Here is a 17953-nt window from a genome sequence, read left to right as displayed (position 1 = left end):
GGGTCTGTCAGGGCGCATAAAAAAAGCCGCCGACGAGCCTGCAGCTGCACATATCAAAAAGGGAGAATGGAGGTTTCTGTTGCCAGGTACCTCCGAACCCCGCCTAGAAGTGCGAACCACTAGGGCTTGAATTGAAGCTATCGCACCGCTTACGCGGCGAGACGTGCTTCCGCATAGTTGTCGTTGGCAACTATAAGTTTAGCCCGATAACGGTGGTACAATGCCGGGCAAAAGTACGATCTTTACACCTTCGTCGATCCTATTTCGCCCCCAGCAAAAGCCGCTCCTGAGCAGCGGTTTTTGGTGGAGGCGCCGGGTACCGCCCCCGGGTCCGAACGGCTTATTTCATCGCCTGTTTATCGCCATAGTCGGTCGCGCCGACGAAGCGAATATAGGGACTGGCGGTGGAAAATGAAAGGCCGGAATGCCACTTTCGTCGGTGCCAACGTGGATCATGAAGGGTTGACTTGTAGCCGGTCTCAACCGAAGCTTTGTGGCGGTGAGGAGACCTAGCGCATACTTGCGGCAGCGCGCCACAATCCTCATCAACCGGATCCCGTGGCGCCGACGAGGGGAAATTCGATGGCCGATTATCTTGCAGACGTAAAGAAATATGATGCGGCGGCGGATGCCGACGCGGTCGCCAAGATCGTCAAACATCTGGGCATCGCGCTCAGGAACCGCGATTCCTCGCTGGTGTCCTGCACCGACCCGGAGGAACTGAAGCGCGTCAGGAACAGCTGGGTCGCCGGCAAGCTCGGCGTCACCGACGGCGCCAAGGCAGATGCGGCTATCGAAAAGGCCTGCAAGGCGATGGCGGCCGACAACAGCAAGAGCCGGGTGACGTTCTATTACCTTGTCGCCAGGGATCTGGGCATGCTCGGCTCGCTCTGAGCAACCTCGCCGCTGATGCTGGTGAGGCTTCTGCTGGAATCGTCTCGCTTTGCTGTGTTCGGCCGACGGTCATTCGGCTATGATGGCTGACAACCCGAATCGGACCGGAGCAGATGCGCCAGTATCTCGATCTTCTGAAGCATGTGCTGGAAAACGGCACTGATCGCGGCGACCGTACCGGCACCGGAACGCGCTCGGTATTCGGCTACCAGATGCGCTTCGACCTGGCCCGCGGCTTTCCGGTCACCACCACCAAGAAGCTGCACCTGAAGTCGATTGTCCACGAGCTTTTGTGGTTCCTGGCCGGCGACACCAACATCAAATATCTCAACGATCACGGCGTCTCGATCTGGGATGAGTGGGCCGACGAGAACGGCGATCTTGGTCCGGTCTATGGCAAACAGTGGCGGTCGTGGCCGGACTGCCATGGCGGCGTCATCGACCAGATTGCGAATCTTCTGAAGGAGATACGCAAAAATCCTACTTCGCGGCGGCTGATCGTTTCGGCGTGGAACCCGGCCGAGGTGGAGGCCATGGCGTTGCCGCCCTGCCACTGCCTGTTCCAGTTCTATGTTTCGGAAGGCAAGCTTTCCTGCCAGCTCTACCAGCGTTCGGGCGATATCTTTCTCGGTGTGCCGTTCAACATCGCTTCCTATGCGTTGCTGACGCTGATGGTGGCGCAGGTGACCGGATTGAAACCCGGCGATTTCATCCACACGCTCGGCGATGCGCATCTTTACTCGAACCATTTCGAGCAGGCGCGCGAACAATTGCGGCGCACGCCCAAGGCGTTGCCGACGCTATGGATAAACCCCGAGGTGAAAGATCTCTTTGCCTTCCGCTTCGAGAATTTCCGGCTCGACAACTATTTCGCCGACGCGACGATCAAGGCACCGATCGCGGTTTAGCGCCATAGCTGACCGTCCATATCGAAATTGCCTACTGTGGCTACGCCCTTGGCGTTGTCAGCATTCAACTTGATCGGCCGACGTCGACCTGACGCAATCCCTGGTCGCTGTTTTTATTCAATATTTCCTTCGGCCTCGATACCGCTGTATCCAACGAAGATTATCGCAGGCCACGAAAACCTCAGCCCAGAAGACCGTGGCCGGTAAAGAAGCTTTCCTTGTTATGTTCACATGGATATATCGATAGACGGCTTCGGGCGATCCGAGACGAGGAGAGTTTCATGCTGACGCGCAAGGGTTCGACGACGATTGCCAAAGTCGGTCTCGCCGCCATGCTGATGGTCGTGGTGCCGGCGGCCTATGCCGATAACAAGGTGGTCGTGTTTGCTGCGGCGAGCCTCAAGGAAGGGCTCGACGCCGTCAACAAAGCCTGCGAGGCCGACGTCGGCGAGGTGGCAACCATTTCCTACGCGGCGAGCTCGGCGCTGGCTAGGCAGATCGAAAGCGGCGCGCCGGCAGACGTGTTCATCTCGGCCGATCTCGACTGGATGAAATATCTTTCCGACAGGAAGCTGACCAAGCCCGAAACCGAAATGAAACTGCTCGGTAACCAGATCGTGCTGGTCGCGCCGCGGGATTCCAAGGTCGAGACCAGGATTGAAAAGGGGTTCGCTCTTGCCGGGCTCGTCGGTGACGGCAAACTTGCCATGGGCGATGTCAAGGCGGTGCCGGCCGGCAAATACGGCAAGGCAGCCCTCGAATCGCTCGGTGTCTGGTCTTCCGTCGAAGGCAAGGTGGCGCAGGCCGAGAATGTCCGCGCCGCTCTAAAGCTGGTATCGACCGGCGAGGCAGCACTCGGCATCGTCTACGCCACGGATGCGCATGCGGAGCCTGGCGTGAAAGTGGTCGGCACTTTCCCCGCGGGTACCCATCCGCCGATCATCTATCCAGTCGCCCAGCTTGCGGATTCGAAGGGCAAGGATACCCCGGCATTCCTAAAATGCCTGCAATCCGCCAAGGCTGGCGAACTCTTCAAGGGGCAAGGTTTTACCGTGCTCGCGCCGAGCAATTAGGGCAACGCGCTGACGTATGAACTGGCTGCTGGATCTTACTCCCGACGAATGGAACGCGGTCCGGCTGTCGATCAAGGTGGCGACCGTGGCGATGATCGCCAGCCTGCCGCCGGGCGTAGCAATCGCCCTTGTGCTCGCCCGCGGCCAGTTCTGGGGCAAGACGCTGCTCAATGGTCTGGTGCATCTGCCGCTGATCCTGCCGCCGGTGGTGACCGGCTATTTGCTGCTTTTGACTTTCGGCAAGCGCGGTCCGGCCGGGGCTTTCCTGGCCGAGCATTTCGGCATCGTTTTTTCCTTTCGCTGGACGGGCGCCGCGCTCGCCTGCGGGGTAATGGGTTTTCCGCTGATGGTGCGGGCGATCCGGCTGTCTATCGAGGCCGTCGACCGCAAAATCGAGGCGGCCGCCGGCACGCTTGGCGCCAATCCGCTATGGGTATTCGGCACGATCACCCTGCCGCTTATCCTGCCCGGCCTGATCGCCGGTGCGATCCTCTCCTTCGCCAAGGCGATGGGCGAATTCGGCGCGACGATCACCTTCGTCTCCAACATCCCGAACGAGACGCAGACGCTGCCGTCGGCGATCTATACTTTCACGCAGGTTCCCGGCGGCGACGCCGGCGCGCTCAGGCTGACGCTGATCTCGATCGTCATATCGATGGCGGCACTCGTGGCCTCGGAAGTGCTGGCGCGGCGTGTCGGCCGGCGGATGGACATCGAATGACGGTTCAGGTCGACATCAGCCACCGGCTTGGCGGTTTCGCCGTCAATGCCCGCTTCGAGAGCGCCGGGCGGCTGACTGCGCTGTTCGGGCCTTCCGGCTCCGGAAAGACGACGCTCATCAATTTGATTGCCGGGCTGATCCGCCCCGACAAAGGCCGTATCGCGGCCGAGGGCCGCGTGCTGGTCGATAGCGACGCCGGCCTGTTCGTGCCGAAACATAAGCGGCGGATCGGCATGGTGTTCCAGGATGCGCGGCTGTTTCCGCATATGAGCGTGGCGAGCAATCTGCGCTATGGCCGTTGGTTCACGCCGGCTGCCGAGCGCTACGCTGATATCGATGGCGTGGTCGAATTGCTCGGCATCGGTCATCTGCTCGACCGGCGGCCGGCAAAACTCTCCGGTGGCGAGAAGCAGCGCGTGGCAATCGGCCGGGCGCTGCTTGCCAGTCCGAAATTGCTGCTGATGGACGAGCCGCTGGCGTCGCTCGACGAGGCGCGCAAGGCCGAGATCTTGCCTTATATCGAGCGGCTACGCGACGAGACAAAAATTCCGATCGTATATGTCAGCCACTCGATCGCCGAAGTGGCGCGGCTGGCGAGTGACGTCGTGGTGCTGATGCAAGGCAAGGTCGCCGCTACCGGTCCGACCGGAGCGATCATGCAGCGTCTGGATCTATTGCCGGCCGAAGAGCGGGGCGAGGGCGGTGCCGTGCTGGATACCGCGGTTCTGCGCCACGACGAGGCGTTTGGCATGACCGTGCTTGGCTCGGCGGCAGGCGAGATCCGGGTGCCGCTTCTGGCAATGCCAGTCGGTGCGCCGGTGCGCGTCCGCATCCGTGCCCGCGACGTGATGATCGCCACCGAGCAGCCGGTTGGCCTCAGCGCGCTCAACATATTGCCGGGCACGATCGTGGCGATAGAGCCGGGCGAAGGGCCTACGGTCGAGATCGGCCTCGACTGCAATGGCGCAACCGTGCTTGCCCGCATCACCGAACAGTCGCGGCAGACGCTGGGGCTCCGGCTTGGTCGACAGGTCTTCGCCGTGGTCAAGACGGTGAGCTTCGACCGGGCGAATACCGGCGCCGGCATGCCGGCCGAGGCGGATGGGTGAACGGCCGATGATTCGCTATATCGTTTGGGAATAGCGGTATCGCTGCAGAACTTGTAGAATAGCGTGACCGCGGAGGAGCAAATGCCGTCGCTGAGTTTGCGGATAAATCTCGATCCGGATGGCCGCATCGGGCCGGGCAAGATCGAGCTTCTGGAACAGATCGCCGCCTTCGGCTCGATTTCGGCCGCGGCACGCGGCATGGAGATGTCCTACAAGCACGCATGGGATCTGGTCGAAGACATGAACCGGGTGTTCGGTAAGCCGCTGGTTGCGGCACAGACGGGCGGCAAAAAAGGCGGTGGCGCTCAGTTGACGTCGGTCGGGCTTGCTGTGGTCAGCCGCTTCCGCGCGATCGAGCGGGCTGCGTCTTCAGCAGCGGCGGCGCATATGGAGGCGCTGCAGGCCGAGATCGACGCAGCGTGAACTCGGCGGAATTCATGCCGCGCTCGATCCCTGCTACTCCTCCGGCTCGCCCGGCTTGCGCAGCAGATAGGTGTCCATGATCCAGCCTTTTTTCCGGCGGGCCTCCTCACGGGTGCTCACGATCTTGTCGCCAACGTCGCCAATCCGGCCCGAGATGACGATCTCGTCGGGGGTGCCGAGATAGGCCCCCCAGTAGACGGTGACGTCCTTGTCGTCCAGCGTGTTGAAGGCGCATTTGCCGTCCAGCATGACGATGGTGCTGCCGGCGTTTTCGGGCAGACCTTCCTCGGTGAGCCGGCGGCCGGTGGTGATCAAAATGGCGTCGCCGATTCGGTTCAATGCCATTTTGTGGCTGGCGGCGAGTGCCTGGATGGCGGTGATGCCAGGGACGACCTCCAGCTCGAACGCGATATTGCCTCTGAGGCGCACGCGATCCAGGATGCGCAGCGCGCTGTCGTAGAGCGACGGATCGCCCCAGATCAGGAAGGCGCCGCAGCCATCTTCGGGGAGTTCGTCGCGGATCAGGCCTTCGTAGATCACGGCGATCGCCTCGTGCCAGTCGTCGACGGTCGAGCGGTAGGAAGGCGCCGGCTCGGCGCGCACCGGCACCTCGAATTCGACACGGCGCGAGTTCGGATTAGTGACGAAGCGGTCGCAGATCTGGCGGCGCAATTCGGCGAGGTCGCTCTTCTTGGCGCCCTTGTCGGGAATGAACAGCACGTCGGCCCGATTGAGGCCGTTGATGGCCTGAACCGTCATGTGCTCCGGATTGCCGGCGCCGATGCCGATGACGAGAAGCTTGCGCATGGGCGAACTCCTGCCCGATCGGGACCGGCGTGTCTAGACCGACACGACATGCCGGCAGGCGCCGGCGCATTTGCCGAAAGGCTTTGAAACGCCACATTGAACAGGTAGAGTCATGTCGGCATTCTCGCCGGGGGAGTTTCCATGTTCCGTTACGTTCTGACCGCAGCCTTGGCGCTCTCGGCTACGCCTGCGCTCGCCAATGATTCGGTCGCCGAACTCGGCACTGGTGGGCTGATCCTTTCGCGCAGCGATGCGGTGGCGATGGAAAGCGAGGATCTCTACATCTCGCCGGAAAAGGTGACGGTCGACTACGTCTTCCGCAACAACACCGACAAGGATGTCAATGCGATCGTCGCCTTTCCGATGCCCGACATCGAAGGCGACCCCGAAGAAATACCGGCAATTCCGGAGGCGCAGAGCGACAATTTCCTCGGCTTCGAAGTGACGATCGACGGGGTGCCGGCAAAGCCGCAGCTCGAGCAGAAGGTGTCCGCGCTCGGCATCGACATCGGCGCTGACCTGAAGGCGCAGGGCGTACCGTTCTATCCGTTCGGCGATGCGGCCAAGGCAGCGCTGGCAAAGCTGCCGCAAGCGGTCACCGACGACTGGGTCAATCGCGGCATCATCATCGAGGACACCGCCGACGACGGTTCGGGCATGAAGACCGTCTATACGCCGTTCTGGCAATTGCGCTCGACCTATTGGTGGCGCTCGACCTTTCCGGCCAACAGGGCGGTCCATGTCTCGCATCGCTACAAGCCGAGCGTCGGCGGCACCTCCTCGGTCAGCTTCTTCTATGACGGCCAGTTCCAGGGCCAGTATGCCGCCTACAAGACACGCTACTGCATGGACGATGCCTTCGAGAATGCCGTGCGCAAGGCAGCCAAGGACGATCCCGACGGCTACCCCAAATATTTCGAGAACCGCATCGCCTATATCCTGACCACGGGCGGCAACTGGGCCTCGGGAAACATCGGTGCGTTCAAGCTGACCGTCGACAAGGGCGATCCGAAGAACCTGGTCTCGTTTTGCGGCGAAAACGTCAGGAAGATCGGACCGACGACGTTCGAGATGAAGGCGCAGAACTTCTACCCCGAGCACGACATCGACATATTGCTGCTGGAGCCATCCGATGGCGGGAACGGCGGCTGATGGATCTCGCGATTTATGTCGCCATCGCCGAGAACGGCGTGATCGGACGCGAGGGTGGGTTGCCGTGGCGGCTTTCCACCGATCTCAAGCGGTTCAAGGCCGATACGATGGGCAAGCCGATCGTCATGGGTCGCAAGACCTATGAAGGCATCGGCCGGCCATTGCCGGGCAGGCTCAACATCGTGGTGACACGAGACAGGGCATGGCGCGCCGAGGGCGTCGAAGTCGCGCATTCGATCGAGGACGCGATCGCGCTGGCGACGGTGCGCGGGCGCTGCATGGCCGGCGCCGACGAGATCTGCGTCATCGGCGGCGGGGAGATCTACGCTCAGGCGCTGCCGTTGGCCGATAGGCTGCACGTGACCCATGTTCTGGCCGCGGTCGACGGCGATGCCCATTTCCCGCCGATCGATCCGGCGCTGTGGCGGATCGTCCGCTCGCAAGACGTGGCGGCTGGCGAAAAGGACAGCCATGCGACACGCTATTCGGTTTACGAGCGGCGCCGCGACGTGCATTGAAGACGACAAAGGGTCGCGACAGGTCTAAATGGACCCAAAAGGCGGACAGTGGCGGCAGCCGATCGCGTTGAAAGCGTGCCGTTGCATCCCTATAGAAGAATAATATTGGATTTTGCGCCGGTGAGCCGGCGCTTGAGGGAATTCCAAGCGAAAGGACATTCATGCCCTGGAACGACAAGAGCGGCGGCGGCGGCCCGTGGGGCGGCGGCAACAATCAGGGGCCTTGGGGTCAGGGACCCAAGGGACCCAGCGGCCCGCAGGGCTCGCCTCCCGATCTCGAGGACATCATCCGGCGCGGGCAGGACAGGTTGCGGCGCGCGCTGCCGGGCGGCGGTGGCGCGAGCCCTGCCGTGTTCGGGCTGATTGCTGCGGCGCTGGTGGTGCTATGGGCGTTCAAGGCGGTCTACACCGTGCAGCCCGACGAAGTGGCCGTCGAGCTCAGGTTCGGCAAGCCGAAGGCGGAGCTCTCACAACCTGGCCTGCATTTCCATTGGTGGCCCATCGAAACGGTCGAGACCGCCAACATCGCCGAGCAGCTTGTCAGCATCGGCGGCGGCAGTTCCAGCGGCAATGGCCTGATGCTTTCCGGCGACCAGAACATCGTCAATGTGCAGTTCTCTGTGGCCTATCAGGTCTCCGACCCTAAGGCCTATCTGTTCGACGTGTCCGACCCGGACGGCATGCTGCAGCAGGTCGCCGAAAGCGCGATGCGCGAAGCGGTCGGCCGGCGCCCGGCGCAGGACATTTTCCGCGACGACCGGCAAGGCATTGCGGCATCGGTGCGTGAGATCATCCAGACGACGCTGGACGGCTACAAGGCCGGCCTCAACGTCAACGCAATTTCGATCGAGGACGCCGCGCCGCCGCGCGAGGTGGCAGATGCGTTCGACGAGGTGCAGCGGGCCGAACAGGACGAGGACAAGTTCGTCGAGCAGGCCAATCAGTATTCCAATCAGAAGCTCGGCCAGGCGCGCGGTGCGGCCGCACAGATCCGCGAAGACGCGGCCGCCTACAAGAACCGGGTCGTGCAGGAGGCCGAAGGCGAGGCGCAGCGCTTCATCTCGGTCTATGACGAATATGCAAAGGCGCCGGAAGTGACGCGCAAGCGGCTCTACCTGGAGACGATGGAGAGGGTGCTGAAGGATTCGAGCAAGGTCATCGTCGAGCAGGGCAACGGGCAAGGGGTGGTTCCCTACCTGCCGCTGCCGGCATTGCAGCAGAAGGCGCCGGCACCGGCCACCGGAGGAAACCAGTGATGGCCAACCGTCTTCCCGTCATTGCGGTCATCGCCGCGGTCATCCTGTTCCTGCTCTATTCGTCGGTCTTCGTCGTCAATGCGCGCCAGCAGGCGCTGGTGCTCAGGTTCGGCGAAATCGTCGACGTCAAGAACCAGCCTGGCATCTATTTCAAGGCGCCATTCTCTTTCTTCGATGCCGACACCGTGCAGCTGATCGAAAACAGGGTGCTGCGCTTCGACCTCGACAACATCCGCGTCCAGGTTTCGGGCGGCAAGTTCTATGAGGTCGATGCCTTTATCGCCTATCGTATCTCGGACCCGCGTGTGTTCCGCGCCGCGGTCTCCGGCCAGATCGAACTGGCCGAGGCCCGGCTGAGGACGCGTCTCGACGCCGCCTTGCGCCGCGTCTATGGCCTGCGAGACTTCGAGGCGGCGCTCTCGGAAGAGCGCGCCGTGATGATGCGCGAGGTGCGCGATCAGCTGAGGCCGGATGCCACCTCGCTTGGCCTGCAGATCGAGGATGTCCGCATCCGCCGCACCGATCTCACGGCCGAAGTTTCGCAGCAGACCTTCGACCGCATGAAGGCCGAACGTCTCGCCGAAGCCGAGCGGCTGAGAGCGCGCGGCAACGAAGCAGCGCAGCGGATCAGGGCTCGCGCCGACCGCGAAGTGGTGGAAATCGTCGCCGAAGCGCAAAAAGAGTCTGAAATCCTGCGTGGTGAAGGTGAAGCCCAGCGCAGCGCCACGTTTGCCGGGGCCTATCAGCGCGATCCGGCCTTCTTCGATTTCTATCGGTCGATGAATGCCTATGGCACGGCGCTGAACAGTACCGGAACGACGATGGTGCTGTCGCCGAATTCCGAGTTCTTCCGCTTTTTCCGCGACCCGAACAGCAAGGAAACGCCTGCGGCACCGGCGGCACCACCGCCTGCCGCTCCCGCCGCACCGGCGGCACAGCCAAGCACCGGCCAGTAGGGCCGGTGCAGGGGCGCCGGCGTAACGGAGGATTTATCCTCTGGCCGTAGCCATAGCCGCAAACGTGCCTTATTTCTTGCCAACATGACGCGGACCGGCATTTTTGCCGAAGCGGTTTTTTCAGAACACCCGGAGGCCTTTCGATGACATCCACCACCCTTCTGCGTGCAGCGAGGCGGACGTTCATCGCCGGGGCCGCTGCGCTTCTGGTCGGCGCCGTTGCCGTTCCCTCGTTCGTGGCGCCGACGATGGCAGCCGACGGGCCGCCCTCGGTTGCCGATCTCGCCGCCGGCCTGCTTGGCGCCGTGGTCAACATCTCGACGTCGCAGACTGTTAAAGGCACTGAGGGGCCGGGCGCAGTGCCGATGCCGCAGCTGCCGGAAGGCTCGCCCTTCCAGGACTTCTTCGACGATTTCTTCAAGAACCGTGGCGGCGAAAAGGGCGGCGGCGGGCAAAAGGTGCAGTCGCTGGGCTCCGGCTTCGTGGTCGACGCCGAGCAGGGCATCGTGGTGACCAACAACCACGTCATTGCCGATGCCGACGACATCGAGGTGAATTTCTCCGATGGGGTGACGCTCAAGGCGACGCTGGTCGGCACCGACACCAAGACCGACGTCGCGGTGCTGAAGGTCGATCCGAAAGGGCACAAGCTGACGGCTGTGAAGTTTGGCGATTCCAACAAGATGCGTGTCGGCGACTGGGTAATGGCGATCGGCAATCCGTTCGGTCTCGGCGGCACGGTGACGGTCGGCATCGTCTCGGCGCGCAATCGCGACATCAATTCGGGCCCGTATGACGACTTCATCCAGACCGATGCCGCGATCAACCGCGGCAATTCAGGTGGACCGCTGTTCAACAGCAGCGGCGAGGTCATCGGCATCAACACGGCAATCATCTCGCCGTCGGGCGGCTCGATCGGCATCGGCTTCTCGATCCCGTCGCAGCTTGCCTCGGGCGTCGTCGACCAGCTTCGCCAGTTCGGCGAGACGCGGCGCGGCTGGCTTGGCGTGCGCATCCAGCCGGTGACCGACGACATTGCCGAGAGCCTGGGCATGGCGACCGCCAAGGGCGCGCTGGTCGCCGGCGTCATCAAGGGCGGGCCGGTCGACAACGGCACCATCCAGGCCGGCGACGTCATCATCAAGTTCGACGGCAAGGACATCCATGAAATGCGCGACCTGCCTCGCGTCGTGGCGGAGAGCCCGGTCGGCAAGGCCGTCGACGTGATCATCGTGCGCAAGGGTGTCGAGCAGACCGTCAAGGTGACGCTCGGCCGGCTCGAGGATGGCGAGAAGCTTGCCAGCGGCGGTGAAAACGGCAACACCGACCAGGACGACGCCGACAAGGCGCCTGCGGTTTCGACGGCTTCCGTGCTCGGCATGACGATCGGCGAGCTCAATGACGAGACGCGCACGAAGTTCGGCATCGCCGCCGACGTCTCCGGCGTCGTCGTGACCGACGTCTCCAAGGATTCGGCGGCGGCCGAACGCGGCGTCCAGCCGGGCGAGGTGATTACCGAGATCGCGCAGGAATCGGTCGCAACGCCCAAGGACGTCATGGACCGGATCGGTGCGCTGAAGGAGCAGGGGCGCAAGAACGCGCTTTTGATGCTGGCGTCGAAGACCGGCGAGCTGAGGTTTGTGACAATCCGGATGGATTGAGTCCGGAAGAGCCTGCAACATTCTGATGTTGAAAGGAAAAGGGCGGCTAGCGGGCCGCTCTTTTTCTTGCCTGCCAGTCTGTGCGTGACAGCCTGTAGAAGACATGTCGCCTGAGTGCGGTGTGGTTGTCCGGAACACCTGGATGGTCGAAGTCGGAGGCGGGGTCGGCGATCATGCCCAGGCGCTCCATGACGGCAGTGGGCCGGCTGTTATCCTTGACTGCGAAGGACACGATTTCGTCGAGGCCAAGTCTTTCAAAGCCATAGGTCAGCCAGGCTTCGGCTGCTTCGGTGACATAGAAGCGGCCCCAGAATTCGGGTGCCAGCCGCCAGCCGATCTCGATCGTGCCGGGCGGCAGGAATGGCAAATGATCGGTTCGGGTTATGCCGACGAAGCCGATGCATTCACCTGTGGCTGCGATCTCAGCGGCCGCGAAGCCGAAGCCGTCGCGATCGATAGCCGCGCGCAACTCCTCCATCTTGGCGTCAGCCTGGGCGCGGTCGCGGCGAAACGGAAAGAACTCCATGACCAACTCGTCGGAATTGATGCGATGGAAGAGCTCGCGGTCACGATCTTCCCAGTTGCGCAGGATCAGGCGCTCGGTGCGGATCGGCGTCATTCGACAAATTCCTCCCGGTGATAACCCTGCAGATAAAGCAAGGCGGTGAGGTCGCCGTAGTCGATGCGGATCTTTGCCTCGGATGCCACGGCCGGCTTGGCATGCAAGGCGACGCCGATGCCGGCAAGACGGATCATGTCGAGATCGTTGGCGCCATCGCCGACGGCAATGGCATCGGCAGGTGTCAGGCCAAGGCGGGCGGAAATCTCGAGAAGGGCTTCGGCCTTGGCGGCGCGGCCGAGGATCGGTTCGGCGACCAAGCCGGTGAAGCGGCGATCCTGCTCGATCAGGCGGTTGGCGCGATTTTCGTGAAAGCCGAGCAATCCTGCGATGCGGGCGGTGAAGATGTCGAAACCACCGGAGATCAGCGCCGTCCAGGCGCCGCCGGCCGCCATCGTCTGGACGAGCGTGCGGCCGCCGGACGCAAGCGTCAGGCGATTGTCGATGATGCGGTCGATGATTGCGGCATCGAGACCCTTGAGCAGCGCCACGCGCTCGCGCAAGGCCGGCTCGAATGCGATCTCGCCGTTCATCGATCGCGCGGTGATGGCGGCGACACGATCCTTGACGCCGATCTCGTCGGCAAGCTCGTCGATGCATTCCTGGTCGATCATCGTCGAATCCATGTCGGCGATCAGGATCTTCTTGCGCCTGTTCTCAGCCGGCTGGACGGCCACGTCGATCGGTTCGGAAGCAAGCGCGGCATGCAGGTGCGCCGTTATTTCGGAAGCGTCGGCGGTCTCCGGCAAGTCGAGCTCGCAGGCGATGTCTTCGGCCAGCCAGCGAACGGTGCTTGCGCCGACCGACCGCGAGGCCATATTCGCTAGCGTCGGCGTCAATGCGCGGCCGGCGGGATGGGATAGAAGCGTGGCGATCAGCGGCATCGAAAATTCCAGCGGACAGGCGGGCGAAGGCCGCGTGAAGAACGCGATCCTGATAGCCGGGCCGACCGCCAGCGGCAAGTCGGCGCTTGCACTCGACCTCGCCGAGCGCAATGGCGGTGTCATCGTCAACACCGATTCCATGCAAGGCTATTCGGTGCTCGACGTGCTGACGGCGCGGCCTGGTCCTGCCGAACTCGCCCGCGTCCCCCACTTTCTTTATGGACACGTCGATCCGTCCACCGCCTATTCCACCGGCGCCTGGTTGCGTGATGTCACGAAGCTGATCGACGACGGCACGCTCTCCGAGCGGCCAGTGATTTTCGTCGGCGGTACCGGGCTTTATTTTCGGGCGCTCACGGAAGGTATCTCGGAGATGCCCGACATTCCGAAGTCGATCCGCGATCGCTGGCGCTACGAGCTCCAGGAACAGGGCGCAGTGAGATTGCACCGCATCCTGTTGCGGGAGGATTCTGCGGCGGGCATGATGCTGAAGCCGACGGATGGCCAGCGCATCGTGCGGGCGCTGGAGGTGCTCGACGCATCGGGCCGTTCCATCCTGGACTGGCAGGCCGCGCGTGGCCGGCCGTTGATCGACAGGAGCAGCGCGCGCTTTTTCGTCATCGAGCCGGAGCGAGCGGCGCTGGTGGAGCGGATCGATGCCCGCTTCGACCGCATGCTGGACAAGGGGGCACTGGACGAGGTGAAGCAGCTTTCGGCGCTCGGCCTCGATCCCGACCTGCCGGCGATGAAGGCGATCGGTGTTCGCGAGCTCCAGGCCGCGCTGGCCGGCGCCATCAGTTTTCCCGAGGCCATCGAGCGCGCGAAAATCGCGACGCGGCAATATGCCAAACGGCAGACGACCTGGTTCAGGCACCAATTGGGCCCGGAATGGGAGAGATTGCGTCCGGGTGAGAGGATCGACTCGATGCCCTCACCCCCTCCTTCGAGCGCAACCTGAAAAGTCGACACCGAGGGGCCATTTCGCGTTGAAGTTGTCCAGGTTAACTGTCCGTAAGTTCCCGCATGCCATAAGATCGATAGGAACTTTCCAACGGGGAGCAGATGCGTTTCCACAAGGCGGAATCAGCCTTTTTTGTCTTTATTTTTGTGATCCTGGCCGCCGGCCTGGTCACGCTTTACGCCTATGGGCTCCTGCAAACCCTGGCCGCCGACATCAGCAATACGCCTTCGGAACTCGATGAAATCATCTATCTCAACAAGCTGCTGTTTGCGACCGGCGTGCTGCTGGCGACTGCGCTGTTCTTCGGCATTTTCTTCATCTACCCGCTGATCCGAAAGCAGGCGACGGAAGAAGGCAAGCTGCGTGCCATGACCGTTTCGCTCAGCGCGCGTTCAGAGACGCTGGAGCATGCGGCGCTCACCGACAGCCTCACCGGCATGCAGAACCGGCGCTACTTCGACGATGCGCTGAAGGAATATCTCGAAGAGTTCCGCCGCATCGAGAAACCAGTCGGGCTGATGATCCTCGACCTCGACCATTTCAAGCAGGTCAACGACAGCCACGGCCACGATGTCGGCGACGAGGTGTTGCGGGCGGTCGCCAACTGTCTCAAGGACATGACACGCTATCACGACGTGGTGGCGCGCCTCGGCGGCGAGGAGTTCGCGGTGGTCACGCCCAATATGGATGCCGAGCTGCTATCCAAATTCGCCGAGCGCATCCGCAAGGCGATCGCCAACATGTCGGTGCTGACAGGCAATGTCCGACTGAAAATCACCACCAGCGTCGGGCTTGCTGTCTGGGATCGCAAGGAAACCGCCGAGGAGTTCTATCGCCGCGCCGATCGCCAGCTCTATGAGGCGAAGAGGCAAGGGCGCAACCGCGTCTGCGCCTGAAATTCCGTCGTCAAATTCGTGATGTGGAAATTCGTGATGCTGGCCGTCTGGTATCGTTTTCTGCGTTTCCGGTGCACGCAGACCGACGTCACCCAGTCAAGCTGAGATGCTGCCTTTGTGGGGCTTGCCGGAAATAGAGGTGTTGCCGTGACTAAATCCGACCTCTCAGATCGTTATCGGGGCTATATTGCATGTCTAAACAAGCAGGATTGGCCAAACCTGGGGCGGTTTGTCCATGATGAAGTGACCCACAACGGTCGCAAGCTCGGATTGTCCGGCTATCTCGAAATGTTGGTGAGAGACTTCGACCAAATTCCGGACCTTTACTTCGACATTCAGCTATTGGTTGCCGATCCGCCTTATGTAGCGAGCCGGCTAAGCTTCGACTGCGCGCCAAGGGGAACGTTCCTTGGGCTCGATGTGAGCGGGAAAAGAATTTCGTTTGCCGAGAACGTATTCTATGAGTTTCAGAGAGGGAAAATTGGCCAGGTGTGGTCAATTATAGACAAGACAGCCATCGAAGCTCAGCTGTGATATCTGCGAGCGCTGCCTAAAAGTCGCTCGGCTCGATCATTCTGGCGGACGCAGCCCGAAGGTCGCCGGCTTGAGGCCGTATCGCAAGTCGAAATCGTCGTTCCGCTGGGTGCGTGCGGCCGACGGCTTGCGATAGTCCGAATCGCCGGCCTGCCGGCCCGGATCGACTACTTCCGCGAAAGGCATTGCCTGCTGTGATTTCGGCATGTTGCGCAGCCGTTCGACGATCGCCACTAGGTCGACCTCGTCGCCGGTTTCGGACGGCAAGGCATTCTCGCGTTTGGCGGTGCCTGGGATCAAATCCTCGGAGAGTTTTTCGAACTTCATCCGCATCGTCGTCGCCACGCCTTCTCCGAAGGCGATGGCCTCGCGCTGGCCCATGGAAGACAGGAACGCCAGCGTCGAGGCCGAGGAATCGGCGATCGCCGAGCGGATGATCGCCTGGTCCTGCTCGTTGGCGAGCCGCATGGCAAAGAACGTCGAGCACTGCGACAGGATGGTCGGGTCGAGTTCGCCCGGGCGCTGCGTGACGACGCCGAGATAACAGCCATATTTGCGGCCTTCCTTGGCGATGCGCGACAGCGCGTGCCGCGTAGGCGCGAAACCGAGGCGCGGATCGGCCGGCATATAGCGATGCGCTTCCTCGCACAGGAAGAGCAGCCGCAAGCGGCCTTCGCTCCACAATGCCAGGTCGAAGGCCAGCCGCGCCAGCACCGAGCAAACGGAATTGACCACCTCGGACGGCATGCCGGCCATTTCGAAGCAGGTTACCGGGCGGCCGTGATGCGGCACGCGGAAAATGTTGCCGATCGTCTCGTGGATGGTGTCCTCGATCAGGCGCGAGTTGAACATGAAACGGTAGCGCGGATCGGATGCCGCCGATTCGATACGTGCCTTCAGTGACTTGAGGGTCGGGCGATCGTTCTTGCTTTCCAGCAATCCCATGCGCTCATCGACCAGCTTGATGAGGTCGGCAATGCGATAGGGCACCGGCGCGTCGGCGGTCAGCGCGTCGGTGCTGCGCCGTAGGTAGTTGCCGGAGTTCGGATTGCGGTAGAGGTTCTTGGCCGCGGGGATGAGATCGCGCAAGGCGTCGACCTCTTCCGGGACCGTCTCGCGGCCGCGAAACAGCACCTCGGCAAATTCCTCGAGCTTGAACATCCAGAAGGGCAGGTCGAGCGTCGTCGAATCGACCCTGACGCAATGTTCGGGCAACGACGCGGCGAACTCGTTGTGTGGATCGAGGATGAGCACGCGTAGATCGGGCCGGGCGGCGATCGACTTGCGCAAGAGCAGCGACACGGCGGTCGATTTGCCGACCCCGGTGGTGCCGACAATGGCGAAATGGCGCGCCAGCGTATCGTCGATGGCGATATTGGCGTCGATGGCCTCGTCCTGCGACAGCGTGCCGATGGTGATCGAATGACGACCGGCGAGATCGTAGACGGCCTGCAGGTCGCGGCTGCGGATACGATGGGCAATGGCGCCGATATGCGGGTAGGTTGTGATACCACGGTCGAAGATCGGCTTCGCGCCGGGTTCGGCACCGTCGCGCACCTCGCCGATCAATTCGATGCTGACCTCGATCGGATTCTGGCCCTCGCTGCTCCAGGCACGATCCGACTTGCCGATTTCATAGACAAGGCCGACGGTTCGTGATGTGCCGAGATTGATCGAGATCATCTTGCCGACGCTCCACAGGCCGGTGACCGTGCCTTCGATGTCGTCGGCATAGGCGCTGATGGTGGCGCGCGCGCCGTCGCATTGCACGACATTGCCCAGAATCCGCTTGTCGTTCTGCTCCGCCCTGCGGCGCTCCAGCAAAGTCGGTTCCCCAATGGAGGCTTCGCGTTCAACGAGCATGGACAGGCCGGTCCCCTTTTCCCAAGCGATGAGCCTAGGCGAACGGGGTTAAGGTGGGATGAGGCCGGATGGTTTAGCGGACATTAAGGAGTTTGCGAAAAGTGGACGAAACGGTCGTTGCCTCGCAGAAAAATTTCGATATATTGGATTAATGGATGATATAGCGAACGACATATCCTCGACTATCGGCAGAAGGATACACACCGAAAGGGTGGCTCGCAGCTGGTCCCTGGCTGAATTGGCGGAGCGGTCCGATGTCTCGAAAGCCATGCTGAGCACGATCGAGCGCGGCATGACCAGCCCGACGGCGGCACTCCTCGTGCGCATCGCGGCCGCCTTCGGCATGACGCTGTCCACATTGATCGCAAGGGCGGAATTGCAGGGCGGTGGCCTGCTTCGCGAAGGTGACCAGCCGCTGTGGCGCGATCCGGCTACGGGTTATGTGCGGCGGCATCTTTCGCCGGTCTCCGACATGCCGCTCGAACTGATCCGGGTCCAGTTGCCGGCCGGCGCCAAGGTAAGTTTCCCGGCGGCGTCCTATGCCTTCATCAGGCAACAGATCTGGCTGATCTCCGGGCGCCTCGAATTCACCGAGGGCGACATCGTTCACAAGCTCGAAACCGGCGACTGCCTGGCGCTCGGCGCGCCATCAGATTGCGTCTTCCACGCTCCGGGGCCGGACGCCGCCGACTATCTGGTTGCGTTGGCCAGGCGCTGA

19 protein-coding genes and 1 other RNA gene are annotated in these 17953 nt (G+C 62.3%); 15 read left to right on the top strand and 5 right to left on the bottom strand.

Annotated elements, in window-relative coordinates; all coding sequences use genetic code 11:
- Positions 1 to 65: 65 nt before the first annotated feature.
- Positions 66 to 421, bottom strand: a transfer-messenger RNA (tmRNA) gene (gene ssrA / locus NKJ35_RS02130).
- Positions 422 to 582: 161 nt separating this feature from the next.
- Here ssrA and NKJ35_RS02125 point away from each other — a divergent pair.
- The 6 genes from NKJ35_RS02125 to NKJ35_RS02100 all read left to right on the top strand — a co-directional run bounded on the left by NKJ35_RS02125 (position 583) and on the right by NKJ35_RS02100 (position 5128).
- Positions 583 to 894, top strand: coding sequence for a DUF2853 family protein (locus NKJ35_RS02125; protein WP_254818940.1), 312 nt, complete (start codon positions 583 to 585; stop codon positions 892 to 894).
- A 113-nt stretch (positions 895 to 1007) separates the two neighbouring features.
- A complete protein-coding gene (locus NKJ35_RS02120; protein ID WP_352644640.1) occupies positions 1008 to 1802 on the top strand; it encodes a thymidylate synthase in 795 nt (264 codons plus the stop codon).
- A gap of 281 nt (positions 1803 to 2083) precedes the next feature.
- Positions 2084 to 2875, top strand: a complete 792-nt coding sequence (modA, locus tag NKJ35_RS02115; protein ID WP_502904605.1) for a molybdate ABC transporter substrate-binding protein — start codon at positions 2084 to 2086, stop codon at positions 2873 to 2875.
- Positions 2876 to 2891: 16 nt separating this feature from the next.
- Positions 2892 to 3596 carry a molybdate ABC transporter permease subunit gene (gene modB / locus NKJ35_RS02110; RefSeq protein ID WP_254818937.1) on the top strand — a complete coding sequence of 235 codons (705 nt, stop codon included), beginning with the start codon at positions 2892 to 2894 and terminating at the stop codon, positions 3594 to 3596.
- A complete protein-coding gene (gene modC, locus NKJ35_RS02105) occupies positions 3593 to 4705 on the top strand; it encodes a molybdenum ABC transporter ATP-binding protein (protein WP_352644638.1) in 1113 nt (370 codons plus the stop codon). Before modB ends, modC begins: the two co-directional genes overlap by 4 nt.
- A gap of 81 nt (positions 4706 to 4786) precedes the next feature.
- The gene (locus tag NKJ35_RS02100) at positions 4787 to 5128 is read left to right on the top strand and encodes a winged helix-turn-helix domain-containing protein (protein ID WP_023676697.1); all 342 of its coding nucleotides are present in this window, start codon (positions 4787 to 4789) and stop codon (positions 5126 to 5128) included.
- A gap of 33 nt (positions 5129 to 5161) precedes the next feature.
- On the opposite strand, the gene cobF is transcribed toward NKJ35_RS02100, so the two are convergent.
- Entirely contained in the window at positions 5162 to 5935 is a 774-nt protein-coding gene (gene cobF / locus NKJ35_RS02095) for a precorrin-6A synthase (deacetylating) (protein ID WP_352644636.1), read from the bottom strand.
- A 141-nt stretch (positions 5936 to 6076) separates the two neighbouring features.
- On the opposite strand from cobF, the gene NKJ35_RS02090 reads away from it, so the two are divergent.
- The 5 genes from NKJ35_RS02090 to NKJ35_RS02070 all read left to right on the top strand — a co-directional run bounded on the left by NKJ35_RS02090 (position 6077) and on the right by NKJ35_RS02070 (position 11478).
- On the top strand, positions 6077 to 7087 hold the full coding sequence (locus NKJ35_RS02090; RefSeq protein ID WP_352644634.1) for a DUF4424 domain-containing protein: 1011 nt from the start codon (positions 6077 to 6079) through the stop codon (positions 7085 to 7087).
- On the top strand, positions 7087 to 7605 hold the full coding sequence (locus tag NKJ35_RS02085) for a dihydrofolate reductase (RefSeq protein ID WP_352475326.1): 519 nt from the start codon (positions 7087 to 7089) through the stop codon (positions 7603 to 7605). Before NKJ35_RS02090 ends, NKJ35_RS02085 begins: the two co-directional genes overlap by 1 nt.
- A gap of 161 nt (positions 7606 to 7766) precedes the next feature.
- Positions 7767 to 8861, top strand: a complete 1095-nt coding sequence (gene hflK, locus NKJ35_RS02080; RefSeq protein WP_023676693.1) for an FtsH protease activity modulator HflK — start codon at positions 7767 to 7769, stop codon at positions 8859 to 8861.
- Positions 8861 to 9817, top strand: a complete 957-nt coding sequence (hflC, locus tag NKJ35_RS02075; RefSeq protein ID WP_254818932.1) for a protease modulator HflC — start codon at positions 8861 to 8863, stop codon at positions 9815 to 9817. Before hflK ends, hflC begins: the two co-directional genes overlap by 1 nt.
- Positions 9818 to 9960: 143 nt before the next feature.
- Positions 9961 to 11478 (top strand): DegQ family serine endoprotease, encoded by a 1518-nt coding sequence (locus tag NKJ35_RS02070; protein WP_352644632.1) that lies wholly within the window; start codon positions 9961 to 9963, stop codon positions 11476 to 11478.
- Between the two features lie 46 nt (positions 11479 to 11524).
- Here the strand turns inward: NKJ35_RS02070 and NKJ35_RS02065 are convergent, their stop codons facing one another.
- Both NKJ35_RS02065 and serB read right to left on the bottom strand, forming a co-directional pair.
- Positions 11525 to 12097 (bottom strand): GNAT family N-acetyltransferase, encoded by a 573-nt coding sequence (locus tag NKJ35_RS02065; protein WP_352644630.1) that lies wholly within the window; start codon positions 12095 to 12097, stop codon positions 11525 to 11527.
- Positions 12094 to 12981 carry a phosphoserine phosphatase SerB gene (gene serB, locus NKJ35_RS02060; protein ID WP_352644627.1) on the bottom strand — a complete coding sequence of 296 codons (888 nt, stop codon included), beginning with the start codon at positions 12979 to 12981 and terminating at the stop codon, positions 12094 to 12096. The genes NKJ35_RS02065 and serB overlap by 4 nt, the downstream gene beginning before the upstream one ends.
- Here serB and miaA point away from each other — a divergent pair.
- The 3 genes from miaA (at position 12971) to NKJ35_RS02045 (ending at position 15372) form a co-directional block, all read left to right on the top strand.
- The gene (gene miaA / locus NKJ35_RS02055; protein WP_352645029.1) at positions 12971 to 13939 is read left to right on the top strand and encodes a tRNA (adenosine(37)-N6)-dimethylallyltransferase MiaA; all 969 of its coding nucleotides are present in this window, start codon (positions 12971 to 12973) and stop codon (positions 13937 to 13939) included. The two genes, serB and miaA, sit on opposite strands and share 11 nt — an antisense overlap.
- Positions 13940 to 14043: 104 nt before the next feature.
- Positions 14044 to 14838 (top strand): GGDEF domain-containing protein, encoded by a 795-nt coding sequence (locus tag NKJ35_RS02050; RefSeq protein ID WP_254818928.1) that lies wholly within the window; start codon positions 14044 to 14046, stop codon positions 14836 to 14838.
- Positions 14839 to 14985: 147 nt separating this feature from the next.
- A complete protein-coding gene (locus tag NKJ35_RS02045) occupies positions 14986 to 15372 on the top strand; it encodes an ester cyclase (RefSeq protein WP_352644624.1) in 387 nt (128 codons plus the stop codon).
- 36 nt (positions 15373 to 15408) lie between these two features.
- Here NKJ35_RS02045 and NKJ35_RS02040 read toward each other — a convergent pair whose 3' ends face one another.
- Positions 15409 to 17235, bottom strand: coding sequence for an ATP-binding protein (locus NKJ35_RS02040; RefSeq protein ID WP_352644622.1), 1827 nt, complete (start codon positions 17233 to 17235; stop codon positions 15409 to 15411).
- 151 nt (positions 17236 to 17386) lie between these two features.
- On the opposite strand from NKJ35_RS02040, the gene NKJ35_RS02035 reads away from it, so the two are divergent.
- Positions 17387 to 17953 carry a helix-turn-helix domain-containing protein gene (locus tag NKJ35_RS02035; protein ID WP_352644620.1) on the top strand — a complete coding sequence of 189 codons (567 nt, stop codon included), beginning with the start codon at positions 17387 to 17389 and terminating at the stop codon, positions 17951 to 17953.

The sequence above is a fragment of the Mesorhizobium sp. M0136 genome, assembly GCF_040322515.1.
Classification (GTDB): Bacteria; Pseudomonadota; Alphaproteobacteria; order Rhizobiales; family Rhizobiaceae; genus Mesorhizobium.
Note: the sequence above shows the minus strand (reverse complement) of the source record. Positions and strands in the feature narration are given on the sequence as shown.

What these genes read in the sequence shown, in the direction of transcription:
- hflK (WP_023676693.1), top strand. Translation starts at nt 7,767, where the DNA reads ATGCCCTGGAACGACAAGAGCGGCGGCGGCGGCCCGTGGGGCGGCGGC.
- NKJ35_RS02065 (WP_352644630.1), bottom strand. Translation starts at nt 12,097, where the DNA reads ATGACGCCGATCCGCACCGAGCGCCTGATCCTGCGCAACTGGGAAGAT.
- modA (WP_502904605.1), top strand. Translation starts at nt 2,084, where the DNA reads ATGCTGACGCGCAAGGGTTCGACGACGATTGCCAAAGTCGGTCTCGCC.
- modC (WP_352644638.1), top strand. Translation starts at nt 3,593, where the DNA reads ATGACGGTTCAGGTCGACATCAGCCACCGGCTTGGCGGTTTCGCCGTC.
- NKJ35_RS02070 (WP_352644632.1), top strand. Translation starts at nt 9,961, where the DNA reads ATGACATCCACCACCCTTCTGCGTGCAGCGAGGCGGACGTTCATCGCC.
- NKJ35_RS02085 (WP_352475326.1), top strand. Translation starts at nt 7,087, where the DNA reads ATGGATCTCGCGATTTATGTCGCCATCGCCGAGAACGGCGTGATCGGA.
- NKJ35_RS02125 (WP_254818940.1), top strand. Translation starts at nt 583, where the DNA reads ATGGCCGATTATCTTGCAGACGTAAAGAAATATGATGCGGCGGCGGAT.
- hflC (WP_254818932.1), top strand. Translation starts at nt 8,861, where the DNA reads ATGGCCAACCGTCTTCCCGTCATTGCGGTCATCGCCGCGGTCATCCTG.
- NKJ35_RS02040 (WP_352644622.1), bottom strand. Translation starts at nt 17,235, where the DNA reads ATGCTCGTTGAACGCGAAGCCTCCATTGGGGAACCGACTTTGCTGGAG.
- NKJ35_RS02100 (WP_023676697.1), top strand. Translation starts at nt 4,787, where the DNA reads ATGCCGTCGCTGAGTTTGCGGATAAATCTCGATCCGGATGGCCGCATC.
- modB (WP_254818937.1), top strand. Translation starts at nt 2,892, where the DNA reads ATGAACTGGCTGCTGGATCTTACTCCCGACGAATGGAACGCGGTCCGG.
- NKJ35_RS02090 (WP_352644634.1), top strand. Translation starts at nt 6,077, where the DNA reads ATGTTCCGTTACGTTCTGACCGCAGCCTTGGCGCTCTCGGCTACGCCT.
- cobF (WP_352644636.1), bottom strand. Translation starts at nt 5,935, where the DNA reads ATGCGCAAGCTTCTCGTCATCGGCATCGGCGCCGGCAATCCGGAGCAC.
- serB (WP_352644627.1), bottom strand. Translation starts at nt 12,981, where the DNA reads ATGCCGCTGATCGCCACGCTTCTATCCCATCCCGCCGGCCGCGCATTG.
- NKJ35_RS02050 (WP_254818928.1), top strand. Translation starts at nt 14,044, where the DNA reads ATGCGTTTCCACAAGGCGGAATCAGCCTTTTTTGTCTTTATTTTTGTG.
- NKJ35_RS02120 (WP_352644640.1), top strand. Translation starts at nt 1,008, where the DNA reads ATGCGCCAGTATCTCGATCTTCTGAAGCATGTGCTGGAAAACGGCACT.
- NKJ35_RS02035 (WP_352644620.1), top strand. Translation starts at nt 17,387, where the DNA reads ATGGATGATATAGCGAACGACATATCCTCGACTATCGGCAGAAGGATA.